The sequence below is a fragment of the uncultured Paracoccus sp. genome (assembly GCF_947496875.1).
GTDB lineage: Bacteria > Pseudomonadota > Alphaproteobacteria > Rhodobacterales > Rhodobacteraceae > Paracoccus.
Map to the genome: position 1 here is coordinate 12,349 of NZ_CANMEH010000007.1, position 25,385 is coordinate 37,733.

23 protein-coding genes and 1 pseudogene are annotated in these 25,385 nt (G+C 67.6%); 10 read left to right on the forward strand and 14 right to left on the reverse strand.

What is annotated here, in order from left to right; genetic code table 11:
• Nucleotides 1-232 precede the first annotated feature (232 nt).
• Nucleotides 233-1,192: a glycosyltransferase gene (locus Q0938_RS10125; protein WP_299361702.1), complete on the forward strand. Its 960-nt coding sequence runs from the start codon at nucleotides 233-235 to the stop codon at nucleotides 1,190-1,192.
• A gap of 839 nt (nucleotides 1,193-2,031) precedes the next feature.
• On the opposite strand, the gene Q0938_RS10130 is transcribed toward Q0938_RS10125, so the two are convergent.
• The 3 genes from Q0938_RS10130 to Q0938_RS10140 all read right to left on the reverse strand — a co-directional run bounded on the left by Q0938_RS10130 (nucleotide 2,032) and on the right by Q0938_RS10140 (nucleotide 4,007).
• Nucleotides 2,032-2,376, reverse strand: a complete 345-nt coding sequence (locus tag Q0938_RS10130; protein ID WP_299361705.1) for a hypothetical protein — start codon at nucleotides 2,374-2,376, stop codon at nucleotides 2,032-2,034.
• Nucleotides 2,309-3,082: a hypothetical protein gene (locus Q0938_RS10135; protein WP_299361707.1), complete on the reverse strand. Its 774-nt coding sequence runs from the start codon at nucleotides 3,080-3,082 to the stop codon at nucleotides 2,309-2,311. Before Q0938_RS10135 ends, Q0938_RS10130 begins: the two co-directional genes overlap by 68 nt.
• Nucleotides 3,083-3,272: 190 nt before the next feature.
• On the reverse strand, nucleotides 3,273-4,007 hold the full coding sequence (locus tag Q0938_RS10140; RefSeq protein WP_299361709.1) for a cell cycle transcriptional regulator TrcR: 735 nt from the start codon (nucleotides 4,005-4,007) through the stop codon (nucleotides 3,273-3,275).
• Between the two features lie 161 nt (nucleotides 4,008-4,168).
• Between Q0938_RS10140 and Q0938_RS10145 the strand changes: the two genes are divergently transcribed.
• A complete protein-coding gene (locus Q0938_RS10145) occupies nucleotides 4,169-4,807 on the forward strand; it encodes a ribonuclease T2 (protein WP_299361712.1) in 639 nt (212 codons plus the stop codon).
• 53 nt (nucleotides 4,808-4,860) lie between these two features.
• Here Q0938_RS10145 and Q0938_RS10150 read toward each other — a convergent pair whose 3' ends face one another.
• Nucleotides 4,861-5,862: an NAD(P)H-quinone oxidoreductase gene (locus Q0938_RS10150; protein ID WP_299361714.1), complete on the reverse strand. Its 1,002-nt coding sequence runs from the start codon at nucleotides 5,860-5,862 to the stop codon at nucleotides 4,861-4,863.
• Nucleotides 5,859-6,527 (reverse strand): COQ9 family protein, encoded by a 669-nt coding sequence (locus Q0938_RS10155; RefSeq protein WP_299361716.1) that lies wholly within the window; start codon nucleotides 6,525-6,527, stop codon nucleotides 5,859-5,861. Before Q0938_RS10155 ends, Q0938_RS10150 begins: the two co-directional genes overlap by 4 nt.
• Before the next feature lie 95 nt (nucleotides 6,528-6,622).
• Here Q0938_RS10155 and rpsU point away from each other — a divergent pair, with 95 nt between their 5' ends.
• The 3 genes from rpsU to ald all read left to right on the forward strand — a co-directional run bounded on the left by rpsU (nucleotide 6,623) and on the right by ald (nucleotide 9,053).
• Nucleotides 6,623-6,829, forward strand: a complete 207-nt coding sequence (gene rpsU / locus Q0938_RS10160; RefSeq protein WP_299361718.1) for a 30S ribosomal protein S21 — start codon at nucleotides 6,623-6,625, stop codon at nucleotides 6,827-6,829.
• A 173-nt stretch (nucleotides 6,830-7,002) separates the two neighbouring features.
• Nucleotides 7,003-7,737: a phosphatase PAP2 family protein gene (locus Q0938_RS10165; protein ID WP_299361720.1), complete on the forward strand. Its 735-nt coding sequence runs from the start codon at nucleotides 7,003-7,005 to the stop codon at nucleotides 7,735-7,737.
• Between the two features lie 203 nt (nucleotides 7,738-7,940).
• The gene (gene ald, locus Q0938_RS10170; protein WP_299361722.1) at nucleotides 7,941-9,053 is read left to right on the forward strand and encodes an alanine dehydrogenase; all 1,113 of its coding nucleotides are present in this window, start codon (nucleotides 7,941-7,943) and stop codon (nucleotides 9,051-9,053) included.
• A 58-nt stretch (nucleotides 9,054-9,111) separates the two neighbouring features.
• Here the strand turns inward: ald and mscL are convergent.
• Nucleotides 9,112-9,534, reverse strand: a pseudogene (mscL, locus tag Q0938_RS10175) (large conductance mechanosensitive channel protein MscL); the annotation flags it as partial.
• Between the two features lie 103 nt (nucleotides 9,535-9,637).
• Between mscL and Q0938_RS10180 the strand changes: the two are divergent.
• A complete protein-coding gene (locus Q0938_RS10180; RefSeq protein WP_299361724.1) occupies nucleotides 9,638-10,345 on the forward strand; it encodes a glutathione S-transferase C-terminal domain-containing protein in 708 nt (235 codons plus the stop codon).
• 64 nt (nucleotides 10,346-10,409) lie between these two features.
• Here the strand turns inward: Q0938_RS10180 and pheT are convergent, their stop codons facing one another.
• From pheT to Q0938_RS10205, 5 genes are all read right to left on the reverse strand, one after another.
• Nucleotides 10,410-12,827, reverse strand: a complete 2,418-nt coding sequence (gene pheT / locus Q0938_RS10185; protein WP_299361726.1) for a phenylalanine--tRNA ligase subunit beta — start codon at nucleotides 12,825-12,827, stop codon at nucleotides 10,410-10,412.
• Complete coding sequence (locus Q0938_RS10190; RefSeq protein WP_299361728.1) at nucleotides 12,828-13,337, reverse strand: hypothetical protein; 510 nt, start codon at nucleotides 13,335-13,337, stop codon at nucleotides 12,828-12,830. It abuts the gene before it with no gap.
• Nucleotides 13,337-14,422 carry a phenylalanine--tRNA ligase subunit alpha gene (gene pheS / locus Q0938_RS10195; protein WP_299361730.1) on the reverse strand — a complete coding sequence of 362 codons (1,086 nt, stop codon included), beginning with the start codon at nucleotides 14,420-14,422 and terminating at the stop codon, nucleotides 13,337-13,339. The genes Q0938_RS10190 and pheS overlap by 1 nt, the downstream gene beginning before the upstream one ends.
• A gap of 120 nt (nucleotides 14,423-14,542) precedes the next feature.
• Nucleotides 14,543-14,986 (reverse strand): VOC family protein, encoded by a 444-nt coding sequence (locus tag Q0938_RS10200; protein WP_299361732.1) that lies wholly within the window; start codon nucleotides 14,984-14,986, stop codon nucleotides 14,543-14,545.
• 3 nt (nucleotides 14,987-14,989) lie between these two features.
• Complete coding sequence (locus Q0938_RS10205) at nucleotides 14,990-15,763, reverse strand: SDR family NAD(P)-dependent oxidoreductase (protein ID WP_299361734.1); 774 nt, start codon at nucleotides 15,761-15,763, stop codon at nucleotides 14,990-14,992.
• Between the two features lie 187 nt (nucleotides 15,764-15,950).
• Between Q0938_RS10205 and Q0938_RS10210 the strand changes: the two genes are divergently transcribed.
• Entirely contained in the window at nucleotides 15,951-18,761 is a 2,811-nt protein-coding gene (locus tag Q0938_RS10210; protein WP_299361736.1) for a cation-translocating P-type ATPase, read from the forward strand.
• A gap of 120 nt (nucleotides 18,762-18,881) precedes the next feature.
• On the opposite strand, the gene Q0938_RS10215 is transcribed toward Q0938_RS10210, so the two are convergent.
• Nucleotides 18,882-19,415, reverse strand: coding sequence for a CAP domain-containing protein (locus Q0938_RS10215; RefSeq protein ID WP_299361738.1), 534 nt, complete (start codon nucleotides 19,413-19,415; stop codon nucleotides 18,882-18,884).
• Between the two features lie 212 nt (nucleotides 19,416-19,627).
• On the opposite strand from Q0938_RS10215, the gene Q0938_RS10220 reads away from it, so the two are divergent.
• From Q0938_RS10220 to Q0938_RS10230, 3 genes are all read left to right on the forward strand, one after another.
• On the forward strand, nucleotides 19,628-21,526 hold the full coding sequence (locus Q0938_RS10220; protein WP_299361740.1) for an acyl-CoA synthetase: 1,899 nt from the start codon (nucleotides 19,628-19,630) through the stop codon (nucleotides 21,524-21,526).
• Between the two features lie 18 nt (nucleotides 21,527-21,544).
• A complete protein-coding gene (locus Q0938_RS10225; RefSeq protein ID WP_299361743.1) occupies nucleotides 21,545-21,883 on the forward strand; it encodes an HNH endonuclease in 339 nt (112 codons plus the stop codon).
• Nucleotides 21,884-21,975: 92 nt separating this feature from the next.
• Nucleotides 21,976-22,221, forward strand: a complete 246-nt coding sequence (locus tag Q0938_RS10230; protein WP_299361746.1) for a hypothetical protein — start codon at nucleotides 21,976-21,978, stop codon at nucleotides 22,219-22,221.
• 219 nt (nucleotides 22,222-22,440) lie between these two features.
• On the opposite strand, the gene Q0938_RS10235 is transcribed toward Q0938_RS10230, so the two are convergent.
• Both Q0938_RS10235 and ettA read right to left on the reverse strand, forming a co-directional pair.
• Nucleotides 22,441-23,523 carry a Fic family protein gene (locus Q0938_RS10235; protein ID WP_299361748.1) on the reverse strand — a complete coding sequence of 361 codons (1,083 nt, stop codon included), beginning with the start codon at nucleotides 23,521-23,523 and terminating at the stop codon, nucleotides 22,441-22,443.
• Between the two features lie 152 nt (nucleotides 23,524-23,675).
• On the reverse strand, nucleotides 23,676-25,331 hold the full coding sequence (gene ettA / locus Q0938_RS10240; protein ID WP_299361751.1) for an energy-dependent translational throttle protein EttA: 1,656 nt from the start codon (nucleotides 25,329-25,331) through the stop codon (nucleotides 23,676-23,678).
• Nucleotides 25,332-25,385 lie beyond the last annotated feature (54 nt).

The following is a 25,385-nucleotide window of genomic DNA, read 5'->3' on the forward strand; positions in this document are numbered from 1 at the left end:
GGTTCGGTCACAACTTGTGCTTTTCGGCGGTTGAGCCGGAGACCGGTGATGATACCCTTCGGGTGCTCGCCTGTCAGCGATCGGCCGCTCGCCCCAGCTTCCAGGAGGCCCAAGGCGCGGCCGAACGCACGGGGAGCGATGGCCGTTTCCACGCAATTGTGCCAGCGTCCGCATCGCAGCCCCTACGCTTTCACACCTTGCCCGATCCCCAACCATGCTGAGCAAAAACCGCATGCCGAGCCTGGACATCGTCATCTGTACCTACAATCGCGCCGCCGACCTCGACCGGTGCCTCGACGCGCTCGCGCGGCAGGAGACGGCCGCCGGCAACTGGCGGGTCACCGTCATCGACAACAACTGCACCGACCGGACGGCTGAGGTGGTGGCAGCCCATGCGCGACGGGGACGCATCCCGCACCTGACGCGGAGAGTGGAACGGCGGCAAGGCCTGACCCCCGCTCGCCAGGCGGGCGTGCGCGACAGCCGGGCCGACTGGATCGCCTTCGTGGACGACGACTGTCTGGTCGGCTCGACATGGATCGCCGCGGCTCTCGAGTTTGCGGCGTCGAGGCCGGATGCCGGCGGCTTCGGAGGACGGGTGCGCCCGGACTGGGGCCGCAGCCCGCCGGACTATCTCGCCCGGCACGCATGGCTGTTCGCGGCGCAGGATCATGGCGATCAGGTGCGTCGCGTCGAGAGCCTGGTCGGCGCAGGCATCGTGCTGAACCGGCGGGCGCTCGGCGACACGGGCTGGACCGCGGAGCCCTATCTGGCGGACCGGACCGGGTTGGGCCATGTCTCTGGCGGTGACGTCGAGATTTGCTTGCGCGTCACAGCCGCCGGACGCCCGCTGTGGTACGTCCCGACCATGCACATCGACCACATGATCGCCCGCGAGCGGCAGCGCATGGGGGACCTTGTGCGACTGGCGCGCGGGCTGGGCGCGGGGGCAGAACTGGTGAGCCTCATGGGGTCGCCCGATCCCGCAAGCTGGCCTCAGCAGACCGGCGCGATCCTGCGCCGGGAGGTCCGGGTGCATCTCGCCTCGACCTCCTACGTCCTCCGCGGCCGCTACCCTTGGCAGGACTGGTTGATCCGGATGGCCTTCCTGTCCGGTCAGCGCGCGCAGCACCGCTCCCTCACGCACGACGCAAGGACCCGCGACCGGCTCGGCGGCGTCGGCGCCCGATGATGCAGCGCTAGGCGGGCGGCTCCGGGTGACGGACGAGGTCTCTGGCGCTGGGCATACCAAGCGCCAGCCGAGGCAAGGATTCCATCGAATCCCGCATGCACGGACGCCCGGCCGAGTTCACGCTATACTCGTCGCGGCGTCGGCGACCAGAATGGGCGGGTCGCCCGGTCAGGGTGCGGCGACGACGAACGGGACAGGACGCGCAGCGAGCGCGCAGCAGCCGCGCAGCAGAAGCCCCAGCGACGCCCCCTCGCCCGTGCCCCTAGGATTGCACCGGACCAGTTCGGCTTCGTCGGTCCCTTCGACCTGCGAACCTTCGCCCCCGGTGACAACGTTCAGCCCGGGGCTCTCGACCCGTCAAGCACCTCGACCTCAACTTCGGCCGTCGGCACCAAATCGAATGAATCCGCAGCACCAACGATCATGTCGCGACCTGCATCGTAGTCGGCCGCCGGCCTGAAGCTGAGGGTTTTCGGTGGCCGATCAATGTCGAAAAGGTTAGCGCTCCGCCCTCAATGGAGTAGGTGACGTCATCGCTTGTCGGAGTCGCTAGTTCCTACGCTGCCCACCACGCCAGTGTTGTTTTTCCTGGAAGTATGGGCCGCGTCGTCTGCGAGTACCGGTTCCAAAGGGCCAGCAGTGTCGCCGACGAGGTCCACGAAGTTCGCCTGGATCTGCGCTGAAGCCGGGTCATCCAGGCACTGGGGCGCGCAGATATAGGCATTTCTCACCAGTCGATCTCGCGAGTGGCGAAGAATTGACCGCTCGCCGTTCATCAGGCGGCCGACATCGGCGTAGTTGGTGCTGTCGCCGCATAGTAGGCGGTGCTCGCCGAGGAGTCACAGGTCGCCCGCCCGGCAGGCCGAATTGCGCGGCGGCTCAGGGATAGTCACCGGCGGCACGCTGGCACAACCGCCGTCCTCGCCATCGCCTTCCGGCACATAGGCCAGCAGCTTCTCCAACTCGCCGTCGGAGAAGCCGAGGAGCGACAGGTCGAAATCCGCGGCGAATAGGCCGTTCAGTTCCGCATACAGCAGGGCTTCGTCCCACGCACCGAGTTCCGAGAGCGTGTTTGCCGCAGGAACAGGGCGGTCTTGTGACCCGCGTGCCGGGCCCTCAGCCGCACCACGTTCGGCGCCTCGTACCGGGCGACGTGCCGCAGGTCCGCTTCGAACAGGGGTCATGGATCAGCCACACCCGGGCCGCGGCGCGGGATTCTATGGCCCCGTCGGCGAAGTCGCCGGTCCAGTCGGCGCGCCGCCCGGCGGGAAAGCGTCTTTCCCACGGGACCAGCGTTTCGCTGAGGGTCGACTGCGGCGAAAATGCCACGACATGGCACCCCGGCGCCAGGCTCGCGAAGGCCGTCGCGGCATAGGCGCCCATCGAGGTGCCGATCATCGTCACCGCGTCGAATTTCCGGAACAGGCCTTCGTGGGACAGGTGTCGAAGATAGCCGATCAGGTCGTCGTCGCGGAACCAGTTTGGCCTGAACGCCATCACCCCCAGGTACGACCAGCCATTCTCGCGAATGAACCCGTAGCCCCAGCTGTCACGGTCAACCGCATCGTCGCGCACCGAGGACCGGTTGTCGAAGCTGACCACCAGATGCCGGTCGGACCGCTGGACGAAGTGCACGGCATGGTCGCCGAAGGACTGGTAGAAGCCGCGGCGGAAATCGCCGCCCCGCAGATCGGTCAGCCAGGCTGGCGCTGCCACGACCCCGGACGGCGGCGGCGCGACGGGATCACCCTGCAGCTCGTCGTCCGTGCTGCCTGAGTCGGGCGACACCGGCAGGAGCGCGGAAGCGCCCGGCGATGGTTCGGCCAGCCCGCACCCGGCAAGCGGCTCGGCCAGAAACTCTGCGCGATGCTCGTCAGTCGTTCCCGGCACGTGTCCAACCGCCTCCGCGTCGGGACGGACCACCCTTGCGCGGTCCGTTCCGAACCTCCTGCACGCGCCACCGCATGGACGGACACCGGTTCATGAACTGGACCTTCCGTCAGCGCCGGCACAACATCCGACAGGGCTGCGCCCCGTCGATGTCCTACGCGACAGGTCGTTGACGGCGGGTTAACGCCCGCTAGGTGCGATCGTCCTCGTCGTCACCCTTGGGCAGCTTGAAGAAGCTGTCGGCGTCAACCGCAGGTTCACGGTCGGGCTTCCGTTCGTCACGCAGGGTGAAGTTCTCCAGCCCCGCGATCGACGACGGCAGGCGCGGCTCGTCGGTCATCCCCAGGCTGCTTTCGGTCGAGACCAGCTTGCGGCGTTCGTCGTCGGACATCACCTCGGCCGATTTCGTCTTGGCCGCCTTCTGCACGGCCGCATCCAGTTCGGTCTGCCGACACAGACCGAGGGCGACGGGGTCGATCGGCTGGATGTTCTGGATGTTCCAGTGGCTGCGGTCACGGATCGAGGCAATGGTCGGCTTGGTCGTGCCGATCAGCTTGCTGATCTGCGAATCGGCCAGTTCGGGGTGGAACCTGACCAGCCACAGGATCGCGGCAGGACGGTCCTGACGCTTGGACAGCGGCGTATATCGTGGACCGCGGCGCTTTTCCTCGCCCTCGGCCGCCGGGTTGTGCTTGAGCTTCAGCCGGTAGGCAGGATCGGCCTGCCCCTTTTCGATCTCGGCGGGGTCCAGCTGGTTCGACGCCACCGGGTCGAATCCCTTCACCCCTGCGGCCACGTCGCCGTCGGCGATCCCCTGCACTTCCAGCTCGTGCAGGCCGCAGAAATCGCCGATCTGCTTGAAGCTCAGCGTGGTGTTGTCAACCAGCCAGACAGCGGTCGCCTTGGCCATCAATGGCTTGTTCATCGGTGCTCCTTCGCAAACGTATTCGGTCCGGGGAAACCGGGGCGGCCCGACGTTCCAGCCCTGGCCATTCCTCAATTTCGGGGATTGGCGGGTGTTATATCCGTGCCGGGCAGACGATTGAAGCCCTTTTTCGGCCCCGATGCGGCGGCTAGGGTCGGCGAATGAAGCTGATCCCGATTGCCGCCGTCCTGGCGCTGACCGCAACCGCACCGGCGGCCGCCGACACCGACGTCCCCGGACGGTTCGATTATTACGTCCTGGCGATCAGCTGGTCCCCCACCTGGTGCGCCATGGAAGGCAACGCCCGGCAGGCCCCGCAATGCGACCCGGACCGGCGCACCGGCTTTGTGGTCCACGGGCTGTGGCCCCAATACGAACGGGGCTGGCCCGACCATTGCGACAGTGCCGTGCGCGACCCGTCACGTCGGGAAAGCCGCGCCATGGCGGACATCATGGGATCGGCAGGGCTGGCGTGGTACCAGTGGCAGAAGCACGGGCGCTGTTCGGGCCTGTCAGCTGCCGGATACTACCAGGCGATTCGCGACGCCGCCGCCACCGTCACGATCCCGCCGCTGTTCGGGATGCTGCCGCGTGACGTGACCCTGCCCGCCGCGGTCATCGAGGAGGCGTTCATCGAGACGAACCCCGACCTCGCGGCGGACGGAATCACCGTCACCTGCGACGGGCGCCGTCTGGACGAGGTGCGAATCTGCCTGACGCGCAACCTGCAGCCCCGCGACTGCGCACCGGATATCCGTCGCGACTGTCGCGGCGCGATGCTGATGGAGGCGCCCGGCTGACCGGTGCGGCGGGCCGCCCGCAGCGCCTCCGCCCCGGGGCCGGTTCCGCCGGATCAGCCGTCCGCGTTGCCGCCGACGCGCAGGACGATCTTGCCGATATGCGCGCCCGCTTCCATCCGACTGTGCGCCGCCGCGGCTTCGCCCAGCGGAAATTCCTCGTCCATCACCGGTCGCATCTTGCCCGCCTTGATCATGGGCCAGACATGACGGTGCAGTTCGTCGGCGATCCTCGACTTGGCCAGATCGGACTGCGGCCGCAGCGTCGATCCCGTGACGGTCAGGCGGCGGCGCATGATCGGGGAAAAGTTGATCTCGGCCTTGGCGCCGCCCAGAAAGGCGATGAACACCAGCCGTCCATCATCGGCCAGCGCGCTGATGTTGCGGGCGATGTAGTCACCCGCCACCATGTCCAGGATCAGGTCGGCCCCGCCCTCGCCCTGCAGGATCTCGACGAAATCCTGTTCACGGTAGTTGATCGCGGTCGCCCCCAGCCTTTCGCAGGCCTCACATTTCGCGGACGAGCCCGCGGTCGCAAAGACCCGGGCACCCAGCGCGTTCGCGATCTGGATTGCGGTCGTTCCGATCCCGGACGATCCGCCATGGACCAGGAACCGCTCACCCGCGTGCAGGCCGCCGCGCATGACGACGTTGGACCACACGGTGAATGTGGTTTCGGGCAGGCATGCCGCCTCGCGCAGCGACACGCCCTGCGGGATGGGCAGCGCGTGGTCGGCCGGTGTCGCGACATACTCGGCATAGCCGCCGCCGGGCAGCAACGCACAGACCGCGTCCCCGACTTGCCAGCGGGTGACGTCCGCCCCAACGGCGGCGACATGGCCGGAACATTCCAGACCGGGCAGGTCGGACGCGCCGGGCGGCGGCGCATAGGCCCCCATTCGCTGCAGCACGTCGGGCCGGTTCACCCCGGCATAGGCCACCCGGATCACGATCTGGCCGGCCCCGGGCATCGGCACCGCACGGCGAGCCGGCTGCAGCACCTCGGGCGCGCCCGCGCCGGTGATCTCGATCACGTCCATTTCGCTCGGCAGGGTCATCCATTCTCCTTCATTCGGCCCGGCGCGGGAAAAGGCGGCGTTTCCGCGGGCTTTCTTATCCATCCGGTCGCCAGCCGCGTCGCCAGCCCGACACCCGGCACCTTGCGGGCGGCGGACTTGATCCGTTCGACCTGCATCACATCATCGATCCGCCGGTCGATGAAGGCGCGGGTATCGGCGTGCCCGGCAGACTGGTCGCCCAGCCAGTACAGCACCACCGCCCCCCAGACCGAGGCGAGGGTTGCCCGCTTGGTGTACCAGTTCACATCCGCGGAGGTATCGCCCAGTGCGGACCAGATCGTGTCCGCCGTTTCCCACATCAGGCGCGCGCCCAGCGCGCCGTTCTGCGGCAGCGCCATGACCGCCGCGCCGGCGCGGACCAGTTCCGGATCGGACAGCTGCAGGCGCTGCCAGATCGCATCGGCGACGCGATCGCGGAACCGCCCCGCCGCCGCCGAGCTGGCCAGCCTGTCGCGCAGGCGGGCGTCGCCGCGGCGGTGATAGGCCGCCGCCATGCCGGCACCCCCCCGCGGAAACAGGGCGCGGGCAACCTGCGGGTTCATGCCGATGTCGCGGGCGCCGGCCAGCAGGGCGCGATCGTTCATGCCGTCAAAGGGCACATGCGCGAGGGCCGCGTCCAGAAGGCGGTCGGTCTGATCGGTCATCATCTCCTCCACTGGACAGACGGGGGTCAGGCGCGCTATAGGGCCGCTTCCTGCAGATCAGATCAACTCTAACCTAGGAAGGTGGTGACAACCACATGCAGGTAAGCGTTCGCGACAACAATGTCGAACAGGCGCTTCGTGCCCTGAAGAAGAAACTTCAGCGCGAAGGGGTCTTTCGCGAAATGAAGCTCAAGCAGCATTTCGAGAAGCCGTCGGTCAAGAAGGCCCGGGAACGGGCCGAGGCCGTTCGCCGCGCCCGCAAGCTGGCCCGTAAAAAGGCACAACGCGAAGGCGCGATGTAAGCGCCCGCACCGGGCAGTCTGCCCGACATTCGCGAAGACGATGGATCAACCCCCGTGGCAGCCGCCGCGGGGGTTTTCCTGTCCGGAAAGACAGTTTGTGACCGTCAAGAAACTGTCACAAGACGACAAGGCGCCAGTTGCGGTGCGTTGTTCTGGTATTTTGGTTGCAAAACATGGTGCCCGACACTCTGATCGCGCTTGACCACCAGGTCTTCGCGGCGATTCACCAATTCTATGGCCTGTCTTGGGCGGTAGATAGCCTGATCTGGCTGATTTCGACCAATCCCCTCTTCAAAGGGGTGGTCAGCGCGATGATGTTCTGGTGGCTGTGGTTCAGGCCCCACCCGCAGCTCTCCCTGGTGCGCTCAAAGCTTTCGGCGCTGCTGCTGCTGTCGGTGGTCGCGATTTTCCTTGGACGTCTGCTGGCCTTGCAGCTTCCGTTCCGTGATCGCCCCTTCATGCACCCTGAACTGATCCGATGGTCGGACGACAAGCTGAGCAGCATCCATCTCGACGGGTGGAGCTCGATGCCCAGTGACCACGCGGTCATGTATTTCGCGCTGGCAACCGGCTACATGATCATCGACCGCAAAGTCGGAACTTTGGCGCTGCTGCACGCAGCGCTCGTGATCTCGCTCACGCGCGTCTACAACGGCGTCCATTTTCCTGGTGACATTCTGGTCGGCGCGCTTCTGGGTGTAGCTGCCGCGCTTCTGCTGATGCAACCGCTTCAGAAAGCGCTGCTGGTTGCGGGCCACGCAATCGGCGCCGTTGATCTGTCCAGTCGCCGACCCGAGTTGTTCTATCCCCTGATGTTCTTGGTAACATTGCAGTTCGCAACCATGTTCGAGACGGCCCGCGGCTTCGTGGGTTCAATAGGCGAGATCCTGTTCGCCGTGCTGTCGTGAACAGCGCTATCCGGACGTCCAATACTCCTCGCCTGATCCGCCGAGAACGTCATTCGGGGATTCTGTTCCATACGTCCGAACGGGCGGAGATAGCAGACTCCCGTGACGTTTTCGCTCATGTGGATGTAACGTAAACGCGCATAGCGTCTTGAGCGAAGGCGTCGGGCATTATGCGCTGCTGACGAGTGCAGGGAGAACAGCACGTGAAGATTGGCTGCCCAAGGGAGATCAAGCCGCAGGAATTCCGGGTCGGGCTGACGCCCGATGCCGCCCGCGAGGCGGTGGCGCAGGGCCATGACGTCCTGATCGAATCCGGTGCGGGGGACGGTGCGGGATTCACCGACGCTGCCTATCAGGCAGCCGGCGCGACCGTCCTGCCCGACGCGGCGGCGGTGTTCGACGCCGCTGACCTGATCGTCAAGGTCAAGGAACCGCAGGCGGGCGAGCGCGCCATGCTGCGCGCCGGGCAGGTGCTGTTCACCTATTTGCACCTGGCCCCCGATCCCGATCAGACCCGCGATCTGCTGGCCTCTGGTGTCACGGCCATCGCCTACGAGACGGTGACCGATGCCCGCGGCGGGTTGCCGCTGCTGGCACCGATGTCCGAGGTCGCGGGCCGGCTTGCCCCGCAGATGGGCGCGTGGACCCTGCAAAAGGCGAATGGCGGGCGGGGCGTGCTGCTGGGCGGGGTGCCCGGGGTGCGCCCGGCGCGGGTCGTCATCATCGGCGGCGGCGTGGTCGGCACCGCGGCGGCCCGGGTCGCCGTGGGCATGGGCGCGAACGTGACCGTGCTCGACCGGTCGGTGCCGCGGCTGTCCTATCTGGACGACGTCTTCATGGGCGGGCTGACCACCCAGTATTCCAGCGCGGGCGCGATCGCCGAACTGCTGACCACCGCCGATCTGGTGATCGGGGCGGTGCTGGTCCCCGGCGCGGCGGCGCCCAGGCTGGTCAGCCGCGCGCAGCTTGCCACCATGCTGCCCGGCGCGGTGCTGGTCGACGTGGCCATCGACCAGGGCGGTTGTTTCGAGACATCGCGCCCGACCACCCATCAGGACCCGATCTACGAGGTGGACGGGGTGATGCATTACTGCGTCGCGAACATGCCCGGCGCGGTCGCGCGCACATCGACCCAGGCGCTGGGTAACGCGACGCTGCCCTTTGTCCTCGCGCTCGCGGGCGGGTGGCGCGCGGCGCTTACCGCCGACCCGCACCTGCGCGCGGGTCTTGCGGTCCACGCCGGAAAGCTGACCTCGCCCCCCGTGGGCGATGCGCTCGGCTTGCAGGCGGTCAGACCGGAGGACGTGCTGGCGTAGCCCCCGGCGCCGGCGCCAGGTCGTCGCCGGGGCGCACGACGGTCCGGGGCGTCTGGCCTGCGGCCAGCAGGTCGCGGATCTCTGCGAGCAGCGCCTCGGTCGAGGCACCGGCGGCCGAGGTCTCGGCCTCCTGCTTGCGCATCGCCGCCTCCTTGATGCGGTTCACGCCCTTGACCAGCAGAAACACCACGAAGGCGATGATCAGGAAGTTGATGACCGCGGTGATGAAGGACCCGTAGGCCCAGACCGTCGCACCCGCCTCCTTCGCCGCAACCAGCGAGGCGCCGTCCGGGGCGGTTCCCTTCAGCACGATGTAGTTCCCCGAGAAATCGGTGTTCCCGGTAATCAGGCTGAGCACCGGATTGACGAGATCGTCCACCATCGAGGTCACGATCGCGGTGAACGCGGCGCCGATGATGATGCCGACCGCCATGTCCATGACGTTGCCTTTGGCGATGAAATCGCGGAATTCCTTGATCATGCGTGCCCCCACGTCCTGCCGCGCGGTGCCCTCGACGTGAGGGAGCCGGACGGCTTACCCCGTCTAAACATAAAGCAACTCACCTCTGCAATGGAGCAAACTCATGGCGTCCGACCTGTCCGACTTCCCGATCACCCGGCGCTGGCCGCCGCGCCGGCCCGGCGTGATCCAGCTTTACTCGCTGGCGACGCCGAACGGCGTCAAGGCGTCGATCATGCTGGAGGAATGCGGCCTCGATTACGACGTCCACCGGATCAGCATCACCGACCCGGAAGACCAGATGACGCCCGAGTTCCTGTCGCTGAACCCCAACAACAAGATCCCCGCGATCATCGACCCGAACGGGCCGGCGGGGCGGCCGATGGGGCTGTGGGAATCGGGCGCGATCCTGATCTACCTGGCTGACAAGACCGGCCGGTTCCTGCCCCAGGACGGGCAGGCCAGGTACGAGACCCTGCAGTGGCTGATGTTCCAGGTCGGCGGCGTGGGCCCGATGTTCGGGCAGATCGGCTATTTCTTCCGCTACAAGGGCCGCGAGATCGAGGACAAGCGCCCTTTGGAACGCTATGTCAACGAAGCGAAGCGCCTGCTGGGTGTCATCGACCGGCAGCTCGACGGGCGCGACTGGATCACCGGCAGCTATTCCATCGCCGACATCGCGCTGGCGCCGTGGGTGCGCAACATGCGCACCGGCTACGAGGCAGACGCGCTGGTGGGTCTGGACGGGTTCCGCAACATCGCCCGCTGGCTCGACGCGTTCGCGGCACGACCGGCGGTGCAGACCGGTCTGAACATCCCCGCGGCCGACTAGGCGCCTGCGGCACGGCCCCTCCGCCACACCCGCTGCGGCTGTGGCGGAGGCAACGGTCATCCGGTCAGCTGCGCAGCGTTCCGCCGGTGGCCTTGCCGACCTTGTCGACGATGCGGGCCGCGACGGCCTCGATCTCGGCGTCGGTCAGCGTCCTGTCGCGGGGTTGCAGGCGGGCGGTGATCGCGATGGATTTCTTGCCCGGCCCCATCTGCGCCTGCGCCTTGTCGCCGGTGAACTCGTCGAACACCCGCACGCTTTCGATCAGGGCCTTGTCGGCGCCCTGCGCGGCGTTCACCAGGGCCAGCGCCTCGACCCGCTCGTCCACCACGAACGCAAAGTCGCGATCGACCGGCTGCAGGTCGCTGATCGACAGGGCCGGGCGGGTGGGCGTCCGGGATTTCGGAAGCGGCACGTTCGCGATGCTGATGGTGAAGGCGACCGCCGGTCCCTTGACGTCGAGGGTCCGCAGCACCCGCGGGTGCACCTCGCCAAAGCTGGCCAGCCGGTTCGGCCCCAGCGCGATGTTGCCGGCCCGGCCCGGGTGCCACCAGCCGTCCAGCTTGCGGTCGATCTGGGCCCGTGCGGGGGCGCCGATCGCGGCCAGCACCGCCTCGGCATCGGCGCGGGCGTCATACAGGTCCACCGGGCGCCGCGACCTGTGCGGGTCGCGCGGGGCACTGAACCCGACCAGCAACCCGCTCAGCTGCAGCGCCTGGTTGCCCGGCTCGCCCCCGGAAAACACCGGCCCCACCTCGAACAGCGCCAGGTCGGCAAAGCCGCGGGCCTGGTTGCGGGCCGCCGCGATCAGCAGGCCGGGCAGCAGGTCGGGGCGCAGATGCGTCATCTCGCTGGAAATCGGGTTCTCGATCCGCACCGCGTCGGCACCGCCGCCGAACAGCGCCGCCGCCGCCGCGTCGATGAAGCTGTAGGTGACGCATTCGTTGTAGCCCAGCGCCGCCGCGGTCCGGCGGGCGGCGCTTTCACGGCGCTGCAGCGCGGTCAGCACCGGTTGCGGGACGCCCGCGCGGGGGCGCGGCAGGGGCTGGCCCTGCAGCCGCGACAGGCTGGCGATGCGCGCGACCTCCTCGACCAGGTCGGCCTCGCCATGCACGTCGGGGCGCCAGCTGGGCACGTGCGCCAGGTCGCCATCCATCCGGAACCCCAGCGCCGCCAGCGTCTGGCGCTGGGTGTCGGCCGGAATGTCCATCCCGACCAGCCGCCGGGTCCGGTCGGGGTCCAGCCGAAAGGCGCGGGCATGGTCCGCGGCGGCGCCGGCCTCGACCACGTGGCCGGGCGTGCCGCCGCACAGATCCAGGATCATCTGCGTCGCCAGTTCCAGCCCGGGCCGGGTAAAGGCGGGGTCCACGCCGCGTTCGAACCGGTAGCGGGCGTCGCTGTTGATCCTCAGCGCGCGGCCGGTGGCGGCGATGCCGATCGGCTGCCAGAACGCGCTTTCCAGGAACACGTCGGTCGTGGCCTCGGTCACGCCCGACGCCTCGCCGCCCATGATCCCGGCCAGGCTTTCCGGGCCGTGGTCGTCTGCGATGACCAGGTCGCCCGGGCGCAGGTCATAGGTCCGGCCGTCCAGCGCATCCAGGGATTCGCCGGCGGCGGCGCCGCGCACGACAAGATTGCCGGCGACCTTGCCGGCGTCGAAGACATGCATCGGCCGGTTCAGGTCGAAGGTGAACAGGTTGGTGATGTCCACCAGCGCCGAGATCGGGCGCAGTCCGATGGCGCGTAGCCGCTGCTGCAGCCAGGCGGGGCTGGGGCCGTTGGTCACGCCGCGGATCAGCCGTCCGGTGAAATGCGGGGCGCGGTCGATCACGTCGGGGGCGATGCTGACCCGGATTGGGCTGTCGAACATGCCCGCCACCGGGTGCATCAGCAGCGGCTTCAGCGTGCCCAGCCCGCGCGCGGCCAGGTCGCGGGCGATGCCACGCACGCCCAGCGCGTCGGGGCGGTTCGGGGTGACCTTGATGTGGATCATCGGGTCGATCCGGTCGGGCTGGTTGGCGGCCAGCCAGTCGACGTATTTGCGCCCGACCTCGGCGCCGGCTGAGTCCGCGGGCAGCTCGATGATGCCGGTATGTTCGTCGGACAGTTCCAGTTCCCGTTCCGACGCCATCATGCCGTGGCTTTCGACCCCGCGGATCTTGCCGACGCCCAGGGTCAGGTCGATGCCGGGCACGTAGTCGCCGGGCTTGGCCAGCACGACGGTGATCCCGGCGCGGGCGTTCGGAGCGCCGCAGACGATCTGCCGCTCGCCCTCGTCGGTCAGGACGCGACAGACCCGCAGCCGGTCGGCGTCGGGGTGCTGTTCGGCCTGCAGGACCCGCGCCAGGGTAAAGGCGCCGAGGCGGGCGGCAGGGTCGACGACCTCCTCGACCTCGAGCCCGAGATCGGTCAGGGCGTCGGTGATTTCGGTGAGGGTCGCCGTGGTATCGAGATGGTCACGGAGCCAGGAGAGGGTGAATTTCATTTAAGTCCGAAGCTCCTCTTTCATTGCTTCGACTAGACGCTTGCATTCTAAAGAAACGTTTTCCCAGAGCGTTCGCTCTTTTCCGTCCAGCGAAGATAATATACAGTCTTTCTCTCTCATCCAATAGTCGTTGATTGCAACGACCACTCCAGCAGACGCTTCAGTAACGCTTTTCTCTGCCACTAGTTCTACTTCTGACTGAAGCGACCAAAGCTTCCTTATTTCAGGATCGAGATGCCAGTTTACTCTGCTTCGACCATCCCTACCGGTGCATTTCTCCACTTGCCTTACGAACTGACGGTAAAGTTCGCGCTTTTCCGCCTTGAGCTTTACATGCTCTCCCAAAAACGTCTGACGCTCCCAAATTAGCAGCGAAATCGCACCTCCGATTATCAAAGCCCAAACCGGGTTCGAAGCAAAGCTTTTCAAAACTTCGACGAAGTCATTCATCGGAGAAAATATTGCAAAGGTCACTACTAACGCGAAGGAACCCAGCAACAAACCTTTCATTATCGCGACAACCCGCCGCTCACGCTCGGCACATCCCCCGCCGCAAACCCGTAATGCCGCAGCCAGCGCAGGTCGCTCTCGAAGAACGCGCGCAGATCCGGAATGCCGTATTTCAGCATCGCGATCCGGTCGATGCCCATGCCGAAGGCAAAGCCCTGCCATTCGTCGGGGTCGATCCCCCCGGCCTGCAGCACCTTGGGATGGACCATGCCGGAGCCCAGGATCTCCAGCCAGCTTTCGCCCTGCCCGATCTTCAGCTGCCCGCCGGACCAGTCGCAGCGGATGTCGACCTCGGCCGAGGGCTCGGTGAACGGGAAATGGCTGGCGCGAAACCGCAGCTCGACCTTGTCGACCTCGAAGAAGGCGCGGCAGAATTCCTCCAGCGTCCATTTCAGGTTCGCCATGGAAATGTCGCGGCCGATCGCCAGCCCCTCGACCTGGTGGAACATCGGCGTGTGGGTCTGGTCCATGTCCATGCGATAGACGCGGCCGGGCGCGATCACCCGGATCGGCGCGCCCTGCGCCTGCATCGCCCGGATCTGGACGGGCGAGGTATGGGTGCGCAGCACGTGCGGCGGCCGGTCGTCGCCGGGCGCCCGGGCCATGAAGAACGTGTCGTGTTCCTGCCGCGCCGGATGTTCGGGCGGGATGTTCAGCGCGTCGAAATTGTACCAGTCGCTTTCGACCTGCGGGCCTTCGGCGACGGAAAAGCCCATGTCGGCAAAGATCGCCGTCACCTCGTCCATGACCTGGCTGACCGGGTGGACCGTGCCCTGCGGGCGGGGCCGGCCCGGCAGGGTCACGTCCAGCCATTCGCCGGCCAGCCGCGCGTCCAGTGCCGCATCCTCCAGCGCCGCCCTTCGGGCCCGCAGGGCGGCGTCGATCTCGTCCTTCAGCCGGTTCAGGGCGGCGCCGCGGGTCTGACGCTCGTCCGGGGTCATGCGGCCCAGCTCGCGCATCAGCAGCGCGATCTCGCCCTTCTTGCCCAGCGCCGCTAGCCGCACCTCTTCCAGCGCGGGGGCGTCCGGGGCGTCGGCCACGCGGGCAAGCCAGGTCTGGCGCAAGGTGTCGGTGTCAGTGGTCATGGCGCGGCCCTTTCGATGCGCGCGGGGTCTAGCACGCGGGGCCGGGCCGGAAAAGCCGGTCGGGTACACCGATCCGTGGCGCCCACACGCGAATGGTCCGCCGCGCCGGGCCTCCGCCGCCTAGCGCCCGGGCTCGTTCGTCTGCCGGGTCAGCAGGACAACCGCCGCATCCCCGGCGGTGTCATAGTAGGTGAACCCGGTCCGGTTGGGCCGCCGCCCCCGCATCAGCACCGGCAGCCCCGCCGCTGCCTCGGCCGCATCCGCGTCCGGCACCTCGAACCCCAGGTGAAAGACGCCCTCGCCCTTGCTGTCCAGGTGGATGCGCTGCGGGCTGGGGTCGTGGCTGGGCTGGCACAGCTGCAGCTGGATGCCCGGCAGGTTGCAGATGCGGTACTGCATGGCCAGAAAGCCGGCGCGGCTGGGCACCTCAAGCTCCTCGTATTCCGTCAGCGGCGGATAGGCGAGCCACGGGCCGATGCCGATCGATTCGTAGAACGCCTGGGTCTTGTCGATGTCGTGCACCACGATGCAGATGTGGTGCAGCTTGCGGAACGCGTCGGACATCGCTCAGTCCTTTACCGGCACGACATAGTTCAGCACCCGGCGCCCGCCATCGGGATAGATCGTCTCGCCGGTGATGTAGGACGCGTCGTCGCTGGCCAGGAACGCGACCACCGCGGCGATCTCCTCGGGGCGGCCCAGCCGGCCCAGCGGGGTGCGCGACAGGATCGCGCGGCTGCCGGCCTTGTCCATGAAGGCGCCGGCGATCATCTCGGTCATGATCGTGCCGGGTCCTACCCCCACCACCCGGATCCCGTGCGGCGCAAAGGCCACCGCCGCGGTCGAGGTCACCTGGTTCATCCCGCCCTTCGAGATCGCGTAGGTGGCGACGCTGGGATTGGCGAGCCCCGAGTTGATCGACGACATGTTGATGATCACGCCCCCCTGCCCCTGGGCGATCATCTGCCGCGCCGCCGCCTGGGTGCCGAACAACGCGCCCTTCAGATTGACGTCCAGCGTGTGGTCGTAGATCTCCTCGGTGATGTCCAGGAACTCGACGACGGGCGCGATGCCCGCGTTGTTGACCATCACGTCGATACGGCCGAACCGCTCGACGGCCCGGTCGATCAGCGATTCCACCTGATCCTTGCGGCTGACGTCCATCGTGACGGGCAGCACCGTGTCCGGGGTGCCGATCCTGGCGGCCGTGTCGGCCAGGCGCGCGTCATCCACATCGGCGACGACGACGCGCGCGCCTTCGGACAGGAAGCGTTCGGCGGTGGCCAGCCCGATCCCGCGCGCCGCGCCGGTGATGACGACGACCGTGTCCTTGAACCTCATGGCATACCCCTTCCCCGGTTCCTGTGGCCGGCGCGCGGCGTGCGGCGCGCGCCACTCGCCCAGAAACCTGCGGTGACCGCCCGGTTGTCAACCATGTCGTGGGACCGACGCGGCAAGCCGGCGGTGGCGTCCGCAGCGCCGATCTGTTGATCTGCGTCTGCAGGGACGGCGAGGGAACGCGAAGGACATGACGACAGAAGAGCCCGCGACCACCACGCCCGACCCTTACCGGCGGGCCGCGGACGACGTCCTGCGGGATCTTGGTGTCATCCCGGAAACAGGGCTGACTGCCGCCGAGGCAGACGCGAGGCTGGCGACCTCCGGGCGAAATACGCTCGCCACGCGCCCGCCCGTGCCGGGCTGGCGCCGGTTCCTGGGGCAGTTCACCGACCGGCTGGTGCTACTGCTGATCGCGGCAGCGACCGTGTCGCTGGTGCTGTGGCTGATCGAACGGACCTCGGCCCTGCCCTACGAGGCGCTGGCGATCCTGGCGATCGTCCTCTTCAACGCGGTGATGAGCCATGTGCAGCAGGCCCGCGCCGAACAGTCGCTGGAGGCGCTGAGCCGGATGGCGGCCCCGCGCGCGTCCGTTCTGCGCGACGGCACCCGGCAGGCCGTTCCGGCAGACCATGTGGTCCCCGGCGACATCATCCTGATCGAGGAAGGCGACACGATCCCTGCCGACGCGCGGCTGATCGATGCCGCCGGACTGCACCTTGCCGAGGCAGCCCTGACCGGCGAGAGCGTGCCGGTCGCCAAGGATCCCGCCCCGATCACCGCCGAAGCCGCGGTCGGCGATCGCCGCAACATGGTCTTCAGCGGCACGTCGGTCACCCGGGGCCACGGAACGGCGGTCGTCACGGCGACCGGGATGCAGACCCAGATGGGGCAGATCGCGGGCCTGCTGGACAAGGCGTCCGACGAGGCGACGCCGCTGCAGCGTGAACTGGACCGCGTCGGCCGGCGGCTTGGTCTGATCGTGATCGGCATCGCCGTCGTGATCGTGGCAGCGATCGCCCTGACCACCGAGGTCCGCGGTCTCTCCGGCCTGTTCGACATCCTGATCCTCGGCGTGGCGCTCGCGGTCGCGGCCGTCCCCGAGGGCCTGCCCGCGATCGTCACCGCCGTGCTGGCGCTGGGGGTCCAGCGCATGGCCCGGCGCAATGCCATCGTGCGGCAGCTCGCGGCCGTCGAGACGCTGGGATCGGCCGATGTGATCTGTTCCGACAAGACCGGCACGCTGACCCGCAACGAGATGACGGTGCGGCGGGTCGTGACCGCCAGCGGCACGATGCTGCTGGCCGGCAACGGCTACGATCCCGACGGCAGGGTCACGCTGCAGGGCGGCGATGACGACCTGCTGCGGGCCGACGCGGAACGGGTGCTGATCGCCGCAAGTCTCGCGAGCAACGCCACCCTGGTCGACCGCGATGGCGTCTGGACGATCCAGGGCGACCCGACCGAGGGCGCGCTGATCGCGGCGGCGGGCAAGGCCGGGCTCGACCCCGACCGGTTGGCGGCACGGTATCCGCGTGTCGACGAGATCCCGTTTTCGTCCGAGCGCAAGCTGATGAGCACGGTGCATGACGACGCCGAGGGCGATGGGGCGCGGCGGCTGTTCACCAAGGGCGCGCCCGACATGCTGCTGGACCGCTGCGGACACGAACTGGTCGCCGGGCGGCCGACCCCGCTGACCGAGGACCGCCGTGCCGAGATCCGGCAGGCCAGCGAAACCCTCGCCGCAGGCGCGCTGCGCACGCTGGCGGTGGCCGAACGGCGACTGCCGCCAGATGGGCCGGCGGATGAGACGCGGGAACATGACATGGTCCTGCTGGGCCTGATCGGGATGATCGACCCGCCGCGGTCCGAGGCGGCCGACGCCGTCGCGCGGGCCCGGGCCGCGGGGATCCGCCCGATCATGATCACCGGCGACCATCCGGCGACCGCGCTGGTCATCGCCCGGGAACTGGGCATCGACCAGGACGACGAGGCGATCACCGGCACCCGGATCGAGTCGATGTCGGACGAGGCGCTCGATGCGGCCGTGCGCGACGTCTCGGTCTATGCCCGCGTCGACCCAGCCCACAAGCTGCGCCTGGTCGCCGCGCTTCAGCGGCAGGGCGCGACCGTGGCCATGACCGGCGACGGCGTGAACGACGCGCCGGCGCTGAAGGCCGCCGACATCGGCATCGCCATGGGGATCACCGGCACCGACGTGTCGCGCCAGGCGGCCGACATCGTGCTGGCCGACGACAACTTCGCCTCGATCGTCGCGGCTGTCGAGGAGGGCCGCGTGATATTCGCCAATATCCGCAAGTTCCTGCGCTATCTGCTGTCGTCCAACGTGGGCGAGGTGATGACGATGTTCCTGGGCGTGCTGCTGGCCGGCACGCTGGGGCTGTCCGACCCCGACGGCGCCCTGATCCTGCCGCTGCTGGCGACCCAGATCCTGTGGATCAACCTGGTCACCGACGGCGCACCGGCGCTGGCGCTGGGCATCGACCCGGCCGCGCGCGACGTGATGCGGCAGGCGCCCCGGGCGCGAACCGACGGCATCGTCACGCGGCGCATGTGGGCCGGGATCATCTTTGTCGGGCTGGTGATGGCCATCGGGACGCTCGGGGTGCTGGACGCAGCGCTGCCCGGCGGGATGATCGGCGGCCAGGGCTCGACCCGCTACGGGCAGACCATGGCGTTCACCACGCTGACCCTGTTCCAGCTGTTCAACGTCTTCAACGCACGTTCGGACGACCGCAGCGCGTTGGGGGAGGTCTTTGCAAGCCGCTGGCTGTGGGCGGCCGTCGCGGTTTCGCTGGGCCTGCACGTGGCGGTGGTCCATGTTCCGCCGCTGCAGCAGGCCTTTTCGACCGTCGCCCTGGGGTGGGCCGACTGGCTGATCTGCGGCGCGGTCGCGAGTTCCGTTCTGTGGCTGCGCGAGATCGAGAAGCTGGTCGCCCGGCGGCTGGCAAGCAGGCCCGCACAGCCTGCACCCGCCTGATCGCTTCGCGTGACCGGGAAAGGACGCATCGTTGCCGGCGAGGGCTCAGGACTGCGCTGGCGCTTCGGCACGTCCAGGTGACGAGGCGCTTTCGGTCTCCGGAACGCTGCGGCCCGGGTATCAGCGCGGCGCACCATACACAGCGGCCCAGAACCGCGTCTTGCCATCCGCCGCCAGGGCGTGCCCGATCCCAAAGTCGCGGACCTGCGGGATGGTGATGTTCGCGACATGTCCCGAGGACCTGCTCCATTCGCCCAGCACCCGGTCGAGGGTGAAGGGCCCGGCGGCGATGTTCTCGGCGGTCAGCAGGGGCATGTAACCGGCAGCCGTGGCGCGTGGCCCGGGGCCTGTGGTAGAGCTGCCGATATGGGTCATCCGCCCGCGCTTGGCCATGTCACAGGCGTGCCGCGCCGCCACCTGCGCCAGACGCATGTCGGAGCGTACCGGCGGCAGTCCCTGCGCCCGTCGGGCGCCGTTCGTCGCCGCGACGCCCACGGCGTTTTCCGCCTCCGTCGTCGCCGGGCAGGTCGCCGCGCCGGGCGGGAGCGCCTGCACTGCATAAGGATCTTTTGCATAGTCCGAGGTCCCGGCGACACAGCCGGCCAGCACCGACAATATTGCCCCGACGGCGCATGCCGCGCGAAAATCTGACATCCTCCGCGCCTTTCCTGCTGAACCACACTAAAAGATGTAGCAGGCTTGATTCGATCAACTGGAAGTTGCAGACGATTTTAAACGTGCGGTGACGCGGCGTTGCCGGCGCTTGACCCTGCGGATGCTTGAGATTGCGGGCCGTTCCGGCCCATCCTGTTCCCCCAGGTGGCGTTATGCCGCCGCGAGGGGGTTTCAGGGGGAGATCATCGCCTATGTTCAGTGGCATCGCCGACAGGGACCGGATCGAGGCGCAGGCGCCCTATGATCAGCGCGACATTCCCCCGACGATCTACCAGCTTCTGACCCGCACCCGCGACCGCTTCGGCCCGCGTCCGGCGCTGAGCTACCAGCTGCTGTCCGACCCCCACTCGCGCAGCTGCACCCTGACCTGGGACGAGCTGCACCAGCGCGTCACCGAAACCGCCAACCTGCTGCACCTGCTGGGGATCGGCCCGGGCGACACGGTCGCCTATCTGCTGCCGAACTGCCCCGAGGCGGCGGTGGTCCTGCTGGCCGGGGCGACAGCGGGGATCGTCAACCCGATCAACCCGCTGCTCGACCCCGAACAGATCGCTTCCATCCTGCGCGAGACCCGGGCGAAGGTGCTGGTCACGCTGGCGGCCTTCCCGAAATCCGACGTCGCCCAGAAGGCCGCGGCCGCGGCGCTGCTGGCCCCGCATGTCGAAACCCTGGTGCGGGTCGATCTGAAGCCGTATCTGGGACGCCCCAAGCGGTGGCTCGTGCCGCTGCTGCGGCCGCGGGTCGATGCGCGTCACAAGGCCCGCGTCATCGATTTCGAGGAATCGGCGTCGGCGCAGCCGCACGACCGGCTGCTCTTCGACGAAGCGGCCGGGGATCGCGTCGCTGCCTATTTCCACACCGGCGGCACCACCGGCATGCCCAAGGTCGCGCAGCACAAGATGTCGGGGATGATCTACAACGGCTTCCTGGGCGGCGAGCTGCTGTTCGACGAAACCGACGTGCTGATGTGTCCGCTGCCGCTGTTCCACGTCTTTGCGGCCTACCCGATCCTGATGAGCTGCGTGGAATCCGGCGCGCACATGGTCATGCCGACACCGGCCGGCTACCGGGGCGAAGGGGTGTTCGACCATTTCTGGAAGCTCGTCGAACGCTGGCGCGCGACCTTCCTGATCACCGTGCCGACAGCCATCGCCGCGCTGATGCAGCGGCCGGTGAACGCCGACGTGTCGTCGCTGCGGGTGGCGATCTCGGGATCGGCGCCGCTGCCGGTCGAGCTGTACAACCGGTTCAAGGCCGCAACCGGGGTCGAGATCGCCGAGGGCTACGGCCTGACCGAGGCGACCTGCCTGGTCAGCTGCAATCCCGTGGACGGGCTGAAGAAGGTGGGCTCGGTGGGCATTCCCCTGCCCTACACCGAGGTGCGCATCCTGCAGCACGGCGCCGACGGCCCTCGCGCCTGCGCGGTCGACGAGATCGGCGAGATCTGCGTCGCCAACCCGGGCGTCTACGAGGGGTCGACCTATACCGAGCCGGACAAGAACCGCGACCTGTTCACCCAGGGGCGGTTCCTGCGCACCGGCGATTTGGGCCGGATGGACGCGGACGGCTATCTGTGGATCACCGGCCGCGCCAAGGACCTCATCATCCGCGGCGGCCACAACATCGACCCCGCCGAGATCGAGGACGCGCTGCTCAGCCATCCTGCCGTGGCGGTGGCCGGGGCGATCGGCCAGCCCGACGCCTTTGCCGGCGAACTGCCCTGCGTCTATGTGGAACTCGTCGCCGGCGCCAGCGTGACCGAGGACGAGCTGCTGGAACATGCACGCACCCACATCAGGGAACGCGCCGCCATTCCCAAGCATGTCGAGATCCTGGACGAGCTGCCGAAGACCGCCATCGGCAAGATCTTCAAGCCCGACCTGCGCAAGCGCGCCATCCGGCGGGTCTTCGACATCGCGCTGGAGGGCACCGGCGCAAGCGTCGTCGAGGTGGTCGAGGACAAGAAGCGCGGCCTGGTCGCCCGCGTTGCCGCGGAGGGCGGCGACCTTGCGGTGATCCGCACCCGGCTGGGCGAGTTCGCGGTGCCGCATGATCTGGTCGAGCGGCAGGACAGCACCCGTGCGGGCTGACGGCGCCGCCACGGGGCGATGAGCCGCCGCGCCCCGTCCGAACCAGCCGCGTCGAACGACGCCGACCCCGATCCGGTCTGCCCGCTCTGCGGTCGGCCGATCCCGCCGGACGTTCCGCAGAGCCGGCATCATCTTGTTCCGAAGCTGCGCGGCGGCAAGGGCGGGCCGACGGTGCTGATGCACCAGATCTGCCATTCGACCATCCACCGCACGCTGCGCGAAACCGAACTGGCGCGCCACTACAGCACCGTCGAGGCGCTGCGCGGACACCCCGACCTGGCCCGGTTCATCGCCTGGGTGGCGCGGCGGCCGCCCGGTTTCCAGTCGCGCCTGCCGGGCGGATCGCGGCGACGCTGAGCGGTCGGTCCCCGCGACGTTGCCAGACGGGGCGATTTGCCGCATCATGAGGGCACGGCTCGTTCGACACTTGACCATCAAGAGGTGCTGTCATGACGTTCTCGATCCCGACCCTGGTGCTGTCTGTCGCCGCCGCCCTCGGAACCGCCGCGACGCCGGTTCTGGCGCAGCAGGCCCAGACCCCCGCGCCGACCCCGCAGATCACCACCCCCGTGGCCCCGACCCCGGACAGCGCGGCCGCCACCACGCCCGCCGTCCCGCAGGGCACCACCCCCGCCCTGCAGCAGCGCGGCAAGGGCGGCGACTGCCCGTGGAAGTCCAAGAACCTGATGTCGTGACACGGTCGGGCGGTCGTCAGGCCGCCCGGTCCGTCGCGCGCATGAGCCCGCATACTGCTCCGCAACTGTCGTCGACTGAGCGGGACGGAATTGGTGCGTAGCAACGCCACGGTCGAGTTGCGGCGGTTCTTCGACCGGATGGCGAAGCGGCCACCGTTGGCGGCGAAGTTGCGGTGAGGCCACCGTTTCGCGGCCTTGCTTTAGCCGCAGCTTTGCCGCCTACTTTCGCGCGGCTGACATTATGCCAGTTGCTAAATATACCTTCGGATAGATATTCTCCACGGCCCTTATAATCCCGATCTCTTCGAATCGTGCGAGCAGCTTGCGCGCGCCCATGTCCGTCACTCCGATGCGTTCTGCGACGCGTGCAGGTGTAACGGCAGGCGTTTCGAACAGCATGGAGACGAGAGTAGCGGCGTTTCCGCTCTTTATGGTGGATATACGCTCACGGTAGTCCGTCTCCAGCGCCAAGAGCCGGTCCACAGTACCGATAGTGTTGGTCGCACTCTCGGCGATTTTGCCCAGAAAGAACGCGATCCACGGCTCCCACGCGCTTTCTGCAGAGACCGCATACATCAGATCGATGTAACGGTCCTTGGCACCCTCTATCGCAGGCGACATGTAGAGTGCTGGTGTGTCGAGCAGTCCTCCACTAAGCGCCATTAGTGAGATGAGCATGCGGCCGACCCGGCCGTTACCATCAGCGAACGGATGGATCGTCTCAAACTGGTAATGCACAAGCGCAAGGTCGAGCAGTGCTTGCCCTTGAGTAGGAGGCGGCTCGCGGTTTATGTAGCGCTCTAGTTCGGACATGCAATCGAGGGTTTCGGCTGGGGGAGGCGGAATGAACCGGGCGGTTTGCAAGTCGCGGCCGCCAATCATGTTCTGATCCCGCTTGAACTCGCCCGGATGGCGGTGCGCCCCCCGATGTCGGCTGAGGCGGCTCATCAGGATACTATGGGTGTCTCGAATGAGGCGGGTAGTAATCGGTTCATCCCTTATGCGCTGCGCTGCGCCCGACAAGGCGCGGACAAAATTTGCGACCTCCTGCGTGTCGTCGCTGGGTGCAGGTTCTAGACCCGCCTCAGTCAGAACGAGCTCATCCTCGGTGGAGTAGGTGCCTTCCATCGCCGAGGACGTGAGTGCTTCGCGCCGCTGAAGCGGACGGATGAGGATCATTGGATTCTGGAGCCGGCGGCACGCGCCCTTTAGCTCACCAATAGCGGCACGCGCGTCACCCAAGGGTTCGGCAAGCTCTGCGAGGTCTATGGAAGGAGGAAGCCGGGCAGGCCTAAAGGCCATGGCTCCGTCCAGCGTCGGCACAAATCTACCGGCAGGCCTGACGAAGTCCTCTGTGCGCATGGGCAGCCTTACTCCAGTTTGAAGCGTGACGCGACTGTAAACTTATCGCCGGATAAGTTTGAAGTCTTGGCCGACCTCAAACCGCGGTTTGATCACCGGGTGAACTTCTTGTACTTCACCCGCTTCGGCTCGATGCTGTCCGGTCCCAGCCGCCGCACCTTGTCCTCCTCATAGGCCTCGAAGTTCCCCTCGAACCACTCGACATGCGCGTCGCCCTCGAAGGCCAGGATATGCGTGCACAGCCGGTCCAGGAAGAACCGGTCGTGGCTGATGATGACCGCGCAGCCGGCGAAGTCCTCCAGCGCGGCCTCCAGCGCCTGCAGCGTCTCGACGTCCAGGTCGTTGGTCGGTTCGTCCAGCAGCAGGACGTTGCCGCCGGACTTCAGCAGCTTGGCCATGTGGACGCGGTTGCGCTCGCCCCCCGACAGCAGGCCGACCTTCTTCTGCTGGTCGCCGCCCTTGAAGTTGAAGGCGCCGCAATAGGCGCGGCTGTTCATCTGCGCGTCGCCCAGCTGGATCACCTCGGCCCCGCCAGAGATCTCCTCCCACACCGTGGCCTCGGGGTTCAGGGCGTCGCGTGACTGGTCCACGTAGGACAGTTCCACCGTGTCGCCGAAGGTGATCTGCCCGGCATCGGGTTCCAGCTGGCGGGTCAGCATCCGGAACAGCGTGGACTTGCCGGCGCCGTTCGGGCCGATCACGCCCACGATGCCGCCCGGGGGCAGCGCAAAGTCGAGGTCCTCGATCAGCAGCTTGTCGCCCATCGCCTTTTTCAGCCCCTCGACCTCGATCACCTTGCCGCCGAGGCGCGGGCCGTTCGGAACGATGATCTGGGCGTTGTTGATCTTTTCGCGCTCGGACTTCTCGGCCAGCTCGTTATAGGCGTTGATCCGGGCCTTCTGCTTGGCCTGCCGCGCCTTGGCGCCGGCGCGGATCCAGTCCAGTTCGCGTTCCAGCTGTTTCTGCCGGGCCTTGTCCTCGCGCGCTTCCTGGGCAAGGCGCTTGCCCTTCTGTTCCAGCCACGCGGAATAGTTGCCCTCGTAGGGGATGCCCCGGCCGCGATCCAGTTCCAGGATCCAGCCGGTGATGTCGTCCAGGAAATAGCGGTCGTGGGTCACGATCAGGATCGTGCCCGGGTATTCGATCAGGTGCTTCTGCAGCCAGGCAATGGTTTCCGCGTCCAGGTGGTTGGTCGGTTCGTCCAGCAGCAGCATGTCGGGCGCCTCGAGCAGCAGCTTGCACAGCGCCACGCGGCGGCGTTCGCCGCCCGACAGGCTTTCCACATCGGCGTCGTCGGGGGGGCAGCGCAGTGCCTCCATCGCGACGTCGACCTGGCTGTCCAGGTCCCACAGGTTCTCGGCGTCGATCTCGTCCTGCAGCTTGGCCATCTCTTCGGCGGTCTCGTCCGAATAGTTCATCGCCAGCTCGTTATAGCGGTCCAGCTTCGCCTGCTTGGCCTTGACCCCCTCCATCACGTTGCCACGCACGTTCAGCGCGGGGTCCAGCTGCGGTTCCTGCGGCAGATAGCCCACGGTCGCGCCCTTGGCGGCCCAGGCCTCGCCCTGGAAATCCTTGTCGATGCCGGCCATGATCCGCAGCAGCGTCGATTTCCCCGCGCCGTTCACGCCCACGACCCCGATCTTGACGCCGGGCAGAAAGTTCAGGCGGATGTTCTCGAACGTCTTCTTGCCGCCCGGATAGGTCTTGGACACGCCGTCCATGTGATAGACATACTGATAGCTGGCCATGATCCGCTCCTGTCCGATGGTTGCGGCACATGTAGGCGATCACCGGACCAAGGT

Bases quoted from the DNA above. Each gene is read 5' to 3' on its own strand.
- Q0938_RS10200 (WP_299361732.1), bottom strand. From the start codon at position 14,986: ATGTCCGACGCGTTCCGCAAGCTGCACCACATCTGCATCGTGGTGCAC.
- ettA (WP_299361751.1), bottom strand. From the start codon at position 25,331: ATGGCCAGCTATCAGTATGTCTATCACATGGACGGCGTGTCCAAGACC.
- Q0938_RS10235 (WP_299361748.1), bottom strand. From the start codon at position 23,523: ATGGCCTTTAGGCCTGCCCGGCTTCCTCCTTCCATAGACCTCGCAGAG.
- Q0938_RS10220 (WP_299361740.1), top strand. From the start codon at position 19,628: ATGTTCAGTGGCATCGCCGACAGGGACCGGATCGAGGCGCAGGCGCCC.
- Q0938_RS10165 (WP_299361720.1), top strand. From the start codon at position 7,003: ATGGTGCCCGACACTCTGATCGCGCTTGACCACCAGGTCTTCGCGGCG.
- Q0938_RS10215 (WP_299361738.1), bottom strand. From the start codon at position 19,415: ATGTCAGATTTTCGCGCGGCATGCGCCGTCGGGGCAATATTGTCGGTG.
- Q0938_RS10180 (WP_299361724.1), top strand. From the start codon at position 9,638: ATGGCGTCCGACCTGTCCGACTTCCCGATCACCCGGCGCTGGCCGCCG.
- Q0938_RS10125 (WP_299361702.1), top strand. From the start codon at position 233: ATGCCGAGCCTGGACATCGTCATCTGTACCTACAATCGCGCCGCCGAC.
- Q0938_RS10210 (WP_299361736.1), top strand. From the start codon at position 15,951: ATGACGACAGAAGAGCCCGCGACCACCACGCCCGACCCTTACCGGCGG.
- Q0938_RS10230 (WP_299361746.1), top strand. From the start codon at position 21,976: ATGACGTTCTCGATCCCGACCCTGGTGCTGTCTGTCGCCGCCGCCCTC.
- rpsU (WP_299361718.1), top strand. From the start codon at position 6,623: ATGCAGGTAAGCGTTCGCGACAACAATGTCGAACAGGCGCTTCGTGCC.
- Q0938_RS10205 (WP_299361734.1), bottom strand. From the start codon at position 15,763: ATGAGGTTCAAGGACACGGTCGTCGTCATCACCGGCGCGGCGCGCGGG.
- Q0938_RS10140 (WP_299361709.1), bottom strand. From the start codon at position 4,007: ATGAACAAGCCATTGATGGCCAAGGCGACCGCTGTCTGGCTGGTTGAC.
- Q0938_RS10155 (WP_299361716.1), bottom strand. From the start codon at position 6,527: ATGACCGATCAGACCGACCGCCTTCTGGACGCGGCCCTCGCGCATGTG.
- pheS (WP_299361730.1), bottom strand. From the start codon at position 14,422: ATGACCACTGACACCGACACCTTGCGCCAGACCTGGCTTGCCCGCGTG.
- Q0938_RS10225 (WP_299361743.1), top strand. From the start codon at position 21,545: ATGAGCCGCCGCGCCCCGTCCGAACCAGCCGCGTCGAACGACGCCGAC.
- Q0938_RS10145 (WP_299361712.1), top strand. From the start codon at position 4,169: ATGAAGCTGATCCCGATTGCCGCCGTCCTGGCGCTGACCGCAACCGCA.
- Q0938_RS10130 (WP_299361705.1), bottom strand. From the start codon at position 2,376: ATGACCCCTGTTCGAAGCGGACCTGCGGCACGTCGCCCGGTACGAGGC.
- Q0938_RS10190 (WP_299361728.1), bottom strand. From the start codon at position 13,337: ATGAAAGGTTTGTTGCTGGGTTCCTTCGCGTTAGTAGTGACCTTTGCA.
- Q0938_RS10150 (WP_299361714.1), bottom strand. From the start codon at position 5,862: ATGACCCTGCCGAGCGAAATGGACGTGATCGAGATCACCGGCGCGGGC.
- pheT (WP_299361726.1), bottom strand. From the start codon at position 12,827: ATGAAATTCACCCTCTCCTGGCTCCGTGACCATCTCGATACCACGGCG.